The sequence below is a fragment of the Paenibacillus sp. ICGEB2008 genome (assembly GCF_000307675.1).
GTDB classification, from domain to species: Bacteria; Bacillota; Bacilli; order Paenibacillales; family Paenibacillaceae; genus Paenibacillus; species Paenibacillus polymyxa.
Genome location: NZ_AMQU01000024.1, coordinates 1 through 12,757 on the forward strand (window position 1 = coordinate 1; position 12,757 = coordinate 12,757).

General features: G+C 44.5%; 8 protein-coding genes, 3 tRNA genes and 1 pseudogene. 3 read left to right on the plus strand and 9 right to left on the minus strand.

The window, feature by feature from the left end; genetic code table 11:
- Nucleotides 1–55: 55 nt before the first annotated feature.
- From C400_RS0120650 to C400_RS0120660, 3 genes are all read left to right on the plus strand, one after another.
- Nucleotides 56–135, plus strand: a tRNA-Leu gene (locus tag C400_RS0120650).
- A 7-nt stretch (nt 136–142) separates the two neighbouring features.
- A tRNA-Pro gene (locus C400_RS0120655) sits at nt 143–219 on the plus strand.
- An 8-nt stretch (nt 220–227) separates the two neighbouring features.
- Nucleotides 228–298 (plus strand) — tRNA-Gly (locus C400_RS0120660).
- A gap of 801 nt (nt 299–1,099) precedes the next feature.
- Here the strand turns inward: C400_RS0120660 and C400_RS0120665 are convergent.
- The 9 genes and pseudogenes from C400_RS0120665 to C400_RS0120705 all read right to left on the minus strand — a co-directional run bounded on the left by C400_RS0120665 (nt 1,100) and on the right by C400_RS0120705 (nt 12,743).
- Nucleotides 1,100–2,387, minus strand: a pseudogene (locus C400_RS0120665) (DUF418 domain-containing protein).
- A gap of 212 nt (nt 2,388–2,599) precedes the next feature.
- The gene (locus C400_RS0120670; RefSeq protein WP_017428066.1) at nt 2,600–5,410 is read right to left on the minus strand and encodes a M14 family metallopeptidase; all 2,811 of its coding nucleotides are present in this window, start codon (nt 5,408–5,410) and stop codon (nt 2,600–2,602) included.
- Nucleotides 5,411–5,520: 110 nt separating this feature from the next.
- Nucleotides 5,521–6,531 carry an LCP family protein gene (locus C400_RS0120675; RefSeq protein WP_017428067.1) on the minus strand — a complete coding sequence of 337 codons (1,011 nt, stop codon included), beginning with the start codon at nt 6,529–6,531 and terminating at the stop codon, nt 5,521–5,523.
- Between the two features lie 47 nt (nt 6,532–6,578).
- Entirely contained in the window at nt 6,579–7,277 is a 699-nt protein-coding gene (locus C400_RS0120680) for an SGNH/GDSL hydrolase family protein (protein ID WP_017428068.1), read from the minus strand.
- Between the two features lie 27 nt (nt 7,278–7,304).
- The gene (locus tag C400_RS0120685; protein WP_017428069.1) at nt 7,305–9,113 is read right to left on the minus strand and encodes an acyltransferase family protein; all 1,809 of its coding nucleotides are present in this window, start codon (nt 9,111–9,113) and stop codon (nt 7,305–7,307) included.
- Between the two features lie 184 nt (nt 9,114–9,297).
- Nucleotides 9,298–10,443 carry a hypothetical protein gene (locus tag C400_RS0120690; protein WP_017428070.1) on the minus strand — a complete coding sequence of 382 codons (1,146 nt, stop codon included), beginning with the start codon at nt 10,441–10,443 and terminating at the stop codon, nt 9,298–9,300.
- Between the two features lie 3 nt (nt 10,444–10,446).
- Complete coding sequence (locus C400_RS0120695; RefSeq protein ID WP_017428071.1) at nt 10,447–11,907, minus strand: sensor histidine kinase; 1,461 nt, start codon at nt 11,905–11,907, stop codon at nt 10,447–10,449.
- Nucleotides 11,897–12,037: a hypothetical protein gene (locus C400_RS28125; protein WP_017428072.1), complete on the minus strand. Its 141-nt coding sequence runs from the start codon at nt 12,035–12,037 to the stop codon at nt 11,897–11,899. Before C400_RS28125 ends, C400_RS0120695 begins: the two co-directional genes overlap by 11 nt.
- A gap of 208 nt (nt 12,038–12,245) precedes the next feature.
- Nucleotides 12,246–12,743 carry a CcdC family protein gene (locus C400_RS0120705; RefSeq protein WP_016819434.1) on the minus strand — a complete coding sequence of 166 codons (498 nt, stop codon included), beginning with the start codon at nt 12,741–12,743 and terminating at the stop codon, nt 12,246–12,248.
- Nucleotides 12,744–12,757: the final 14 nt, after the last annotated feature.

The window sequence follows — 12,757 nt, forward strand, 5'->3', positions numbered from 1 at the left end:
TCGAATCAAAAGGCCGGGAGTTCGAATCTCTCAGGGCGCGCCATTAATTTCATAAGCCGGTGTGGCGGAATTGGCAGACGCGCGCGACTCAAAATCGTGAGGGAAACCGTGGAGGTTCGAGTCCTCTCACCGGCATCTATTTCGGGATGTAGCTCAGCTTGGTAGAGCACCTGGTTTGGGACCAGGGGGTCGCATGTTCAAATCGTGTCATCCCGACCACTTTTTTTGCGGGTGTAGTTCAATGGTAGAACTCCAGCCTTCCAAGCTGGTAGCGTGGGTTCGATTCCCATCACCCGCTTTATATAGATGAAAGAAGAGATGGCTTATGCCATCTCTTCTTTTTGTATTTATTAAGCTATCGTTTCCCGTTAGATTACGACCGCTTATAATAGCTCTTCTTATTAATCCAGTTAATGCACGGGGCGGACCTTGGTTAATATTTATTTTTTGCTCTAAAAGGTTTGTAGAAGGCACGAATGTCCTGAGCTAAAAGCTCAGGCTCTTCTATGGCAGTAAAATGCCCGCCGCGAGCGATTGAAGTCCGGCGAGTTACATTTAGGTTGCGCACGCCCATTCTTTAGGCGTTAACAATATATCTGCTGGGAATAATGTAATTCCGGTTGGAATTTTTATGTAGCTCAATGACGGCAAAGAATGTGAATTTTCATAATACATACGTGTAGTAGGTGGCTTCATGGTCTTATGCGAAAAATAAGGGTCATAAAATGAGTCCAATGTACGATATCTTTGTTCAGCATCTGGAGCAGTCAGGAGTGTCCGATAGGAGCGTATTGGATGGATAAGAAAACAAAGACTATATAGCAGTTTAGAAAAATCAGCAGGACAAGCATAATTTGGTGAACAGTCAAAGGAATCCCAGTTTCGATACTGGGTGTTGCTAAAACGGCGGGGGATAAGTCCCCCGGATAATCCGGGGGAAAATAGCAAGGAATTAGTCTTTCCTTATAACTCTGTTCAATGATCATCTTATTACCCTAGTTAATCTAGACACCTTCTGTAGGCTTTTTATACAGATAGCGAACTTTTTATCTGGTATCTTTTTTGATCAGTCCGTTATATAGAGTATCAAGAAGTTCATCTACTTTACTGTTTGTGAGACTAGTTGGGTAGAGCTGAACAATCGGTCAAAGCGGCGCATCAATCCTTCAAGCGGACCAACAGGACGCTGAGCAATCAATAATCCCAGTAGTAGTGTTGCAACTGCGATCATTACGTTGCCGAACGGAATTCCATCCAGACTGTGCCCAATCTTTGTCAGATCAAGAATCCACACCACTACAAACTGAAAGGCATACATGGTCAGGGCGACACGTCCGACTGCTGCGAAAGGCATTAATACAGCGGAAGTTTTTTTTGGATACGAGGCACGTGACTCCCATTACCAGAAATGAAATTCCTAATCCTATCATCGTCTGGAATGTCGAAGCGGTGTGCGGAGCCGTTCCCAAAAGGAGCTGCCACATCGGTGATTCCGTATTAAGAGGCCAAATTGCGTATTCATCCGGCTGTACAGGAGCAGCTCCTTGCACACTTATCAGCCATTGTTCAAAGTGAAGATTCCAATTCGGAAGCACAAAAGCGGCCATTACTTTGCCAATAACAAGCATAACGATACCGCTGCCTGCGAGTGAGAGGGCTGTACGTAATCTGGTGAGGTCAACGCGGCCAATGGCCATACCAGCAACAAATGCAGGAGTCAAGGCGAGGGCAGACATCGGACCTCCCGCGATATCACCAAGAAGATAAGCTTTTGAGAAAATGCTTGATCCAAGAATCATTAGCGGCGGGACCGTTACGAGCAAAACTATTGCTGTTGTAACAATGGTGCGGGTCGAACGACGAAATAACATGAGGGCCAACACAAACATAGCTGCATAGGCAGGCAAAATGATGCCGTATGAAGTGTTCAGCATAATAAGCAAATAACCAATAATATCAACAAACACCGCACGGGCCAGCATTCGTGCACGAAAAGCGGTCGCCTCTGCTCCCCGATCCATCATACGCTGTCCCATAATAGAATAGGAGATACCGCCGCACAACACAAATAATAGGGTGGTATTTCCGGAAACAATTGCAGAAACGCTTGGATTTGATCCGAAATGCTGCAAATACATTCCCAGCACGGCCAGTCCGCGCGCAGCATCAAGCGCAACGAGACGTCCTTTGATGCTGTGTGTCTTTCTCCGTGGCTCTGTCACAGAGCTTTGGGGGAGATTATCAGTTTCTGTACTGTCGTGAGATGAGGTGGTCCCTGATGTGTCCACTGCTTTATTATCCATGTTATTAGCAACCGGATCTTCAATCTTTGTGTCCCCCTCATATTTTCTGACAGATCTGCTTGTCAGTTTGATGCTACTTAGCAAATTACATTCCTCCCTAAAATATTGAATTCATACATTCCATAAATCCCTGTTGTGAACAGGATTCATTTCACGTTCTAATCCAAATATAGCCTTCAGATGTCGCTAAAATTTGATCAAGTTGTAAACAAAATGTCACAGAGGACAATAACCCTTATCACAAAGACAACCTTACTCACGGCTGATCACCGGAATAAGGTTGTTTGCAAAATCATTCAGGGTTTGCTGGGAACGGCATTGAAAATCGAATTGGCCAGTAGTCGGAATTGATGCTGCGGATGAGCGCCATTGGTTAGATCGTTGGAGAAAACTGTGATATTCTTTTTGTTTTCCATATAGGTGAAGGCCATGATCTTTCCTCTTGCAGCATCGTGACCTGGCCACCAACCTGCTTTGAAGAAGTTTTCTTTATTGCTAATGGTTGCAAGAAATTTTGCGGCTTTAGGTAGCTTCGTAATGTAAGAACCTGTAACGGTGTAGAAATATTCTTCGTTATCGTATGGGGCTGTAATCACATGATCCTGTTGGACATTCGCCAGGAAGACCCCTTCGTATCTTTCCCATGTCGGTCCAGCAAACGCAAATTGAGGAATCCAGTTTTTCACGTTACCCATCCCCATATTCCCATAAGCAATGTATGGCTTTCCTTTCTCAACAAGTTTGTCGGAATCGAATGTATTCACGAGCACATCGGCAAGCTGCTGATCATCGGTCACTTTAAAGCCGAGATTTTTGAGCACATAAGCTGGTTCGCCGAGAGCGGCTACCGTAGAAGGTTTAAGAACTTTGCCAACGGGTTTGTTATTGCCGAATGCCGTGACATCAAGATAGTATTTTGACACCAGCGGATGCAGATCATCATAGGCCACTGCAAAGTCACCCGCTTCATATCCTGTTCCGCTTTTGGATAGCATCGTAACCACTTTGCCGGATTTAAGTAATTCATTGACCGTTTTGATGGCATCGTTATTGGTGTTGCGGATTAAAACATAGGCAGAATCATTCGGCAATGATGTGGCCGGAATCGATACGGAAGTCACCGGAGTCGTTTTGCCCGCAAACACGCCGGCTTCTCTAATCACATCACGTTCAAATCCTCGCATGACGGGAAAGTCCTGCACAATCTCGCCAGCTACGGAAGCATAATCTGAGACGTTAATACCGTCATATAAAACCATGTTTGCAATGCCGTGTTTAGCCTGATGCATATTTATGATAAATGAACCCGCGGGGTAGGTCTTGCCAGCAGTACTTACAGCCTCTGTCGAGCGTTCAACCGTTACTCCATTGCGGATAAGATACTCAATCATCCGATAGGCTTCCAGCGGATTTTTTTGAAGACTTTTATCGATCGGCAAAACGTAATACTCAGGAAAAAAATTCTCATTACCGTGACGGGGGCGACCAATGACTTGATTTTTTGCATTGACTAGATACCGATCTACGGATCGATCATCGATATTATTGATTCCACGTTCATATACTTTTAGCTGGTTCAAAAATAACTTTTCTTTCTTTTGCATAACAAAATCAGTTGCTGCAGCGACACTATAATACAATGCTTTGGTCGACTCTTCATTCGATTCAGGTGTTTCCAGCGTATGTCCCATTGCACCATGGTGCATGGCGAAGACAGCTGTATAGGCTGGAGACGCATCGTCCCATCCTGAAGAAGTCCCCTTGGAAACATATTTAGGATTTTCAACTGTTTTACGATGTTCTTCATAAGGAATATGGTAGTAATCATACTTCGTGTTTGCTATACCTGCTTCACCCATCGCTTTGGCCTGTTCTACCATGTTATCCATAAGTAGATCGTACTCAATATTCGGATCGTGAGGCGGTGTGGTAGGCTCGATCAGAAAATTCTTATCAAACCCATGCAGATCTAAGAAAGAAATCGGCGACCACTTGGCGATTTGCTCTGTGATACTGCGTGTTTCAGGCTGGGTTTGATATGAATTATCCCGATTTAAGTCAAAATATTCAGCATTATAACGTTCGGTATGAACCCTTCCATCTGGATTTTCTGTATACAGGAACAGGAAAAACACATGTTCAAGCGCATCATCCATATTGAGAGTTACCGTACTCGATTTTCCATTGGACAAGGTGGTCTTGTACGTAACATTTTTATCGAGTGCCATAGTCTTAAAATAATTGATAATCGCATCAAAGCCTGGCGCTTCATTCGGATGAATATTGTTGATCCAGATGGGCACTTGATAATCTCCGAATGCACCGGATTGAATATCGTTCTCCAGCTTTGCAGGATCATTCAGCATGGCAGGGTGAGTTACATTCTGATATTTGTCAATCGTTGCTTGATCTTTGGCAACCATAGTCATAAAAATATCGCGGCCTTCAACGGATTTGCCGATCGACAACGTTTTAATGTATCTGTCGTTTTTTTGAGCTGCCTGTGCCGTAATCGCATCAATCTCCGGCTTCAGCTCATCATAGGTACGGAAGCTGTCGTACGGGACCAACTTAATAGGTGCTTGGGCAACGGTTTTGCCGTTGACTACTGCAGCCAGTTCATAGGTTCCCATCAATGATGCGTACAGTGGACGCTGCAGACTCGGCTCGGCAAGATTCTCCGTACCATAGGTAAGACCGAAATTGATACTGGCAGTGACTTCTGCGTGTTCGGCTTTGACCTGAGTAACGGTGATAAAGGGGGCGCCATTATAACCGCGATTCTTGTACGATTTCCATTCCGATAATGGCTTACCACCATAGGTCCAGCTTATTTTCTTCATATCGGTACCCTTCGGAAGCTTAAATCTAGCCTTAATGGTTCTTTTCTTCGTCATGGATGCCACATGGCTATCCAATTTTAGTGTCGGGGTATTTTTAACCTGCGTTGAAATTATTTTTGTTGGTTCACTCTTATCGTTCAACAACGTGCTTTTTGCACGTTGCGCAGCATCAGCCATAGCCATGTGCGGAGCAGTGATCTCCAGAAGCATGGCGGCGGATATAGTTAATGCCAAGCAGAACCTTACGATCTGTTTTGTACCCATTCTTTTTCCCCCTATAGATAACCGGAAGATCATGTTATGCTCTTCTTTATTCACAAAGAGCATTTAACAGACTATTGTCCGGCAAATACGATCTAATATATTGTCTAACCCTATTCAAAATCTGTTTTCTGCTCCTGCCCCGAAGAATTGTCTGTAATCGAATTTGAGGAGTCGGAATTTATGATACTTTGCACAAATTGCTTCAAATCCGTTCGACTTTTTACATCCAGAACAGCCGCCTTGCCCACATAAGTTTCTTTTAATAGCTTCATTGGCGGTATTTGTTCATTTCCGTTTAATGTACTTTGGTACCCTACTGAAGCCAAATTCCACATATCAGAGACTGACAAATTGGTATCGATATACGGACTGATTTCCTCAAGAATAGAAGGGAATTTCATAATGGAAGTCGTTGTTTTTACCTTCTCGGCTAATGCCGTAATAAATTGCCGTTGTCTTTTTGTTCTGGAATAATCGGACATAGCATCATGACGAAAACGGACATATTGAAGCGCCGTTTTGCCGTCGAAATGCTGCTGTCCCTGTTTTAAATTAATATCATACTCATGCAGATCGGCCTTGCTTTCATAGTACATATCCTTCTCGACATAAAAATTGAGTCCGCCTACAGCATCTACGAGTTTAATAAACCCCTGGAAATCCGTGTATACATAAAAATGAACTGGCACCCCCAGCAATTCGCTGACTGCTTTCATCGCCGTATCGGGTCCATGCGTAACAGCGGTATTAATTCGATTTTTGCCGTGCCCAGGAATATCCGTATAAGTGTCTCGAAGAATCGAAAACACATGAATACGCTTATCGGTAGGATTCAACGAAACGACCATCATGCTATCGGATCGGGGTACACTGCCCTTGTTGTTCTCGCGAGTATCCACGCCCATCAGCAAAATATTTACAGGTTCGGTTCCCTCCCATTCCGGTGCTTTTAGTGCTTCGACTTTATCAGTGCTCACTTTAACAAATGGGGAGTTTTCCGGGGTTTTACTAAGTCCTTCTAACCCTTTGTAAATGGAAAAGAAATAATAAAAGATAAAGCTTACAGCAGCGACCCCAAGTAACAACGTTACAATCAATATCCTCTTTTTCCTCTGTGTCATGTCATTCTTCCTTTCCAGATTTGTAGACGCGCAGGCCCCTTTCTGTATTAAGATTTTTGCAAGGCTGCTACGAGGAGTGAAGTGTAATATCGGCTACCATCTGGTTTTAAATGGACACCATCTTTATAAAAGTATTCGTCTTTGCCTACACTGGCCGAATACCAGTCCACCACATTGACGTTGCTAAACTCATCGGCGACCTGTGCAATCGTGTCATTCACCGTGTTTTGCCATCCTTTCGGAACCCGGGTGGTGACCAAGATTACCTGTTTGGCTCCGGAAAGAGATTGCAGTACGTCGTGCAGTTGGTTTTTGCTAAACGGACCATTGGTGCCGAGTTCGATAATGACCTGGTCTCCCAGTTTGCCTTGGGCGGCCAATTCATTAATGACTTTTACAGCTTGAGACATCTGCCGGCCAACCTTACCGTCAACCGTCATCTTCGGAAGCTGCTCTTTTAAATAAGGCTCAATTCCGACCGTAACCGAATCTCCAATCATCGTGACGCCCTCGCCGTTTAAGGAAGCAGATGATTGAGCTTGTTCCCCGCTGGTGCTAGAAGCCGCACGCTTTTGTGCAGCAGTCAGCATCTTATCAAGATTGTATAGAGAAGAGTCCTTGCTGCGGGATTCGTGATCATCTGAATTTTGCTTTGCGTGCATATGGAGAACTATGGCACCTAAAAAGATAAGGATAATCATAAATCCCCATAATCCGCTTACCATCCATCCATTTTTTTTGTTCATAGCTAGTTCATCCTTTCCTTTAACATGCTAGTAGGTTTTATCTTGTTTGATAGCATCAATTAACAACGAGGCATAATACTGAGCGCCTTCTGGTTTCAGGTGGACACCATCACCATAAAATAGATCGTCCCGGTTTTCGCTGGCTGAATACCAGTCGATAAGCTGGACATTTTGAAATTCACCAGCAATTTCACGCAGATTGTCATTTACGGTATTCTGCCAACCTCTTGGTACTCTAGTTGTTATCAGATAAATTTGCTGGGAGTCCTGCAGTGAAGCCAGCAAGGACTTCAGTTGACTCTGGTTAAAAACGCCGTTGGTGCCGAGTTCAATAATGATTTTATGGCCAAGTTTACCCTGTTCCCGCAGGCCATCAAGCACATCACCTGCCTGTGACATTTGACGTCCCACCTTGCCATCAATGATCATACCGGGGAGCTGCTTTTCCAGAAACGGGGCGGCATCCAGAATAACGGAATCTCCGATCGCAGTGATCCCCGCTCCTTCTGCGGAGTGGCTTGTATTTTCAGAGGGATGATTTTCATCGGAACAGCTGCATTGCAGTTGTTCTGTCTGGACGGGGTCCCGGCTTACGGCTGCTGGTGCATGAGGTACAGGATCTGGAGCTGGTGAATCCGTCTTCCATGATGCCAGGACGAGAATGATGGCGATAACAATGACGACAAGGCCTAGCTGGCTGCCAGCGCCTGACCTGCGGAGTGATTGCAGGCCAGTCCAAAAGGTTCCACGGCGGATGGGCTCTTCGATGTATCTGTAGGAAAGACCCGCCATTATGAAACTGGCCGTTACCTGCAGAGCCATGCGCATATAGCTGGTATCATCGGTATTTACCACGGGACTTGATAAAATAATGATTGGATAATGCCATATATACAGACTGTAAGATCGCTTACCGATCCAGCTTAGAGGCCGGCAGCCGAGTAATCGTTCCAGTCGGTTGGCTGGATGAACCAGTACAGCGATAACAACCGCAGTAATGAGTGATAAATAAAGAAAACCGCCGCGATACAGCGAATCATCATACTCGTTGGTCTGAGCAATCAGGATAAACAGCATTACAATGCCCAGCACGCCAGTCATATCCAGCATAGTGCGGGATGAAGAAGATACATTGTTGCTCAGTCTCCAACTGGGCCAGACAACCGCCAGAGCCGCTCCGATCAAAATAGCAGACGCCCGCGTGTCCGTCCCGTAATACACCCTGCTCGGGTCTGTTCCGGGTTCGTATATAACGGCCATGGCTATGGCGGATACGAAGGCGCAACCCAGAATGTATAACATCAGTCTGCCTCGTCGCGGTGCAAGGCACAGACCAATCAGTAGAACAAGCGGCCAGATGACGTAAAACTGTTCCTCAATGGAAAGTGACCAGAGGTGCCCAATTGGAGAAGCCGGACCAAAGCTCTCAAAATATGAAACATGATGAAAAATGAGATACCAGTTGTTTACGTAAAAAAGCGAGGATACAAAATGGCCTCCTAATGCCTGCAGTCTGGAGAAATCAGTAATTAAAAGCCACAATGCCACTGCAGTCAGCATAAAGATCATTGCTGGTAGTAGTCTGCGCATTCGTCTGATCCAGAATTTCACAATGGAAAAACCGCTACGCGTCCTCCATTCATAAAGGATCTGGTCCGTAATCAGATACCCTGATAGGACGAAGAAAATCTCCACCCCTAGCAGCCCACCCTCTGCCCATCTAAGATGAAGATGATAAGCAATAACAGCAAGCACGGAGATGGCCCTTAGCCCATCCAGACCGGTCATATAACGTTTTATGGGTTGATTTAGGTGCAGATTCGGATTTTCATTCACTATGGTCCATTCCTTGTCCTTATAGGCTAATGATCTTGCTTCATTTACTATAGAAAAAAGATGTCGCGAAAGTTTGATCAACATGTAAACAAATTGTCACAAAGGTTGCAAAAAGAAAAACCTTATTCCGGCTGAACAACCGAAGTAAGGTTTTTGACATCCACAAATATAGAAATCCTAATCGCTATTTCAACTCAATGATCAATGACTCCTTACTAGGAGAATCCGTTGGCGCAGTCTGCGAGGAATCCAACTGTTTTTGTCCTTGAAGTAGTACACTTTTATTGTTCGGATTCCAATACATATGCGTTGGCACAATTCCGCGATACACCGGTTCGTTGTACAGTATATTTCTTCCCTGCACCTTGGCTACGTAAGTGACATTTTGATCATACACGGTGTATGCGATATTTTTCCTGTCAGGCGAAAATTCAAAATCAAGCACTTTTTCCAAAATGACAGAGAGTTCGCCGTTTCGCTGATCATATTCGTACAATGAATTATCTGTTCCGAGAAACACAAACTGGTCGTTATTCATCCAGGCTACTGAATCTCCACCAATCTGACGCTCGTATTGAAATTCAATATTCTTTCCCGAGACCTTTCCCAGGGTTAGTACCTTTTTCTGACCTTGTTTTGCACCAAATAACTGTAGCAGTACGCTGCGGCCATCATTTGCAAGGTTAACACTCAAAAGTGTGTCTTCCTTTAGGATCCCTTTTAACTGATATTTGCTGGAAGTTTGAGACCCAACATCGTAGATGTATAGGCTATCAGCTCCATGATCAACCAGGTTTTCTACCAGGTAGCTGATATACGAACTGTTGGACGACCAGGAAACATATTGTACATAAGATTCGTTCCTGGTGCTGATCCTGTCTATTTCCTTCTCCTTGCCATCCTGCAAGGAAATAAGCTTTAAGGTTGTCTCCGAGGAAGAAGGGGAAACTTCGCAAATATATTTCCCATCGGGAGAAAGTATTGTATTGGAAGTTACCTTGTCGATTTCGGATATGACCTTGCTTTGCTCATACGGATAAGTTAAACGTTCCAGCGTGCCTCGCTTCAGTATGGTCATGGCCCCGAACGATGCGATGATGGCATCTCCAGACGACCAGCCCAGCAGCTGGCCCCGATTTGCAAAACGATCCGGAAGCCGATATATTTTTTGGACCTGAAACGGACGAGAGCTTTGATCGGTACTGGAAACTTCATTGCTGTCGGCGATGACGACAGTCTCTGTTTTTGGTTCTGAACCGCATCCTGACAGCAGTAATATCACGAGAGATACGACCAGCGACATTACAACATATTTATATTTATTGCCCATTATTCATTCTCCATTCCCCGTGGTTTCCAGCGCTTTAAATTCTACCGTAACGATAGTTTCATTATGCTCATTTGTAATTAAGATGGAACCCGCAAGTTCTTCAACGATAGATTTCACAATGCTGAGTCCCAATCCTACACTGCCTTCTTCGGCGCTGTCGGAATGAGCCGGATAAAACGGCTGTAATAGGCGTGACAGATGTTCTGCTTCAATTGGATCGCTTGGATTGCTGAAGATCAAGCGAATCTTTTCTTCTGCCCGCACCGCTTTTACCGATACTGCCGAAAAAGGTAAACTGTATTTAATCGCATTATCTATCAAATTGATGAACATCTGTCTGATTCTGTCCCGATCGGCCAACATGATCAATTCCTCATTAATCTCATATTCAATGGTTTTTTTATAGCGCTGAGAGCGGATCATCATTGATTCACACACATCCTGCAGGATCAGCCCAATATCCACCCGTTCAAGCTCTTGAAGCATGATATTTTTGCGTGAAACTTCCAGTAGTTTTAGCACCATCGCATGCAGGCGCCTGCTCTCCTCGATAATATGATTCATTCCTTTATCAAAAAAAGCACGGTCTTTCTCACCGTTAAGCCTGATCAGCTCCGCATATCCCAAAATGGAGGTTAACGGCGTTTTCAGTTCGTGAGTAATATTGTCAAAAAAGCGCTTTTCCTGCTGGTGAAGCTGCTTTAAATGGTCCCGATCCTTCTCAATAATATGAATTTGTCTGCTAATTTGACCAATCATATCGTTAAAATTCTCAGCCAGTCGGCCAATTTCATCCCTGCGTTTAAAATGTAGGCGGATATCCAGATTTCCGTTTTTTACCTCGGTGGAGGCCTGCGTCAGTCTGGTCAGCGGGATGGTAATATGCCTGGAAAGAATATAGGAAAACAGAAAGGCTGCCGCAAAAATCGCTAGGGCAATATAGAGGGTAATCTGTCGAATCTGTCCAGTTTGTTCGTAAAGTGAGCTGAAATCTTTGTAAAAACGCAGTATGCCCACCTTTGAACCGTCTATAACAACCGGATAGGAGAAAAGAACAGTCGTCTTATTACGATCATAAGTAATGCTGTACGCTGTATTGCCGTCAATCGCTTGCTGCAGATCGCTTTGCATTTGCTGCTGAAATATGGAGCTGTCTGGGGCATAAAGCAATTTGCCTTCCACCGTATACACGCCAATACTGCTGTCCGTAGTATGGTTCAGATTAGTGGCTATCTCCCTGGCGATTTCTCCAAAATACAGCTCATTGCTGCTGAAATGGTTAATCAGGAAAGCCTGGCGTACATACACATTGCTATTATTTTTCAGTCCGACGAGTTCGGAGGTAACCAGATTCTGATTGCTTGTCTGGATAAATTCCTTGACTGTCTGATTAAGCACGACAAAAGAAAGCGAAAAAATCAGAAAAAAACCGATCAGAAATTTGATGCTGATTTTACGTATCATGCTTAACCACCCATTTTTTAAAATTTGTATCCGGCTCCGAAGACGGTAGTAATGCATCCGGTGGTCCGTACGAAAGCCAGTCGGTAATCGGAGCATTATTTTCAGTAATAAGAATCTTTGCTTTATTCATCGTAATCCTCATCTCTAATTTTAATACGGCAGGATCATAACATCGTCCATTATATTAATCATTCAGGAGAAAACAATCAAATGTATAAAGAGAGAACCGACAGCCCCCGATAGACTAAAAAGACCAAAAAGACACGGTTCCTGTGGGGAGAACGTGTCTTTTTGGTCTATACAGCAACATGCGAGTGTGCACGTTAAATATCCGTTGGTCAGATGCGGACTTCCGTCTCGTCCGGAACGAACTGACGATATTGAAAATACATACGAAGCCGCCAGTGTAACAAGGTCCCGAAGGCTAGGATGAAAAATAGCCCTGCTGTTTGCGGAATGGTAATGTAATGCTGAATAAATTCATGCAGCAGCAATCGGACGATCAGTAGGCTGATCAGGATAAAAAAGAAGGTGCGTGAGCGTTGCACGAAAACCAGCCCTTCTTGCAACTCAAATTTAGTGCTGCGGATCAACGGGTAGGAAAAAATAAACCAGCCGACCAGAAAAGCGCCCAGCGCCCAAAGCCAGGGAACCCGTACTTCCGGTACCACAAACATCATAAAACCGGTGCTCATGCCGAGCGGAGGAATGATGATTTTTTTGGCATTAATCGGGCGATGACCTGTCTTCATACGGATGAAAATAGCCGATATAGCGATTAAGATCATACCGAAAGTTGCGCCATATTGCAGCAATGGGGTGCTGATATGAAACATGGACTGGCCCCCTC

Excerpts from the sequence above, each read along its gene's own strand:
- C400_RS0120705 (WP_016819434.1), bottom strand. The coding sequence starts at position 12,743 with ATGTTTCATATCAGCACCCCATTGCTGCAATATGGCGCAACTTTCGGT.
- C400_RS0120675 (WP_017428067.1), bottom strand. The coding sequence starts at position 6,531 with ATGACACAGAGGAAAAAGAGGATATTGATTGTAACGTTGTTACTTGGG.
- C400_RS0120695 (WP_017428071.1), bottom strand. The coding sequence starts at position 11,907 with ATGATACGTAAAATCAGCATCAAATTTCTGATCGGTTTTTTTCTGATT.
- C400_RS28125 (WP_017428072.1), bottom strand. The coding sequence starts at position 12,037 with ATGAATAAAGCAAAGATTCTTATTACTGAAAATAATGCTCCGATTACC.
- C400_RS0120670 (WP_017428066.1), bottom strand. The coding sequence starts at position 5,410 with ATGGGTACAAAACAGATCGTAAGGTTCTGCTTGGCATTAACTATATCC.
- C400_RS0120680 (WP_017428068.1), bottom strand. The coding sequence starts at position 7,277 with ATGAACAAAAAAAATGGATGGATGGTAAGCGGATTATGGGGATTTATG.
- C400_RS0120690 (WP_017428070.1), bottom strand. The coding sequence starts at position 10,443 with ATGGGCAATAAATATAAATATGTTGTAATGTCGCTGGTCGTATCTCTC.